The 252-nt window shown below is 59.1% G+C and carries 1 protein-coding gene; it reads right to left on the bottom strand.

Features of this window, described 5'->3' with window-relative positions:
• Positions 1 to 252, bottom strand: a 252-nt coding sequence (locus NLF92_RS13445; RefSeq protein ID WP_254102763.1) for a P-type ATPase actuator domain-containing protein, incomplete at both ends; no start/stop codon positions are given.

The following is a 252-nucleotide window of genomic DNA, read 5'->3' as shown; positions in this document are numbered from 1 at the left end:
AGGCATTCCCGGTCCCCCAGTCCGGCGTCTTCCGATACCGCCTTGATGTGTTTTTCAACCGGTAACGACTCACCGGTTAGCAGGCTTTCCTGAATGGCCAGCCCATGGCTGCGCAGCAGGCGCAAATCTGCAGGCACTTTGTCACCCGCTTCCAGCAACACAATGTCACCCGGTACCAGGCTGTCGCCTTCCAGTGTGCGGCGCTTGCCGTTTCGAATTACCGCGGCCTTCAGTGCCAGCATGTTGCGAATG

Origin of the sequence: Opacimonas viscosa (assembly GCF_024199005.1) — a bacterium.
Taxonomy (GTDB): Bacteria; Pseudomonadota; Gammaproteobacteria; order Enterobacterales; family Alteromonadaceae; genus Opacimonas; species Opacimonas viscosa.
Note: the sequence above shows the minus strand (reverse complement) of the source record. Positions and strands in the feature narration are given on the sequence as shown.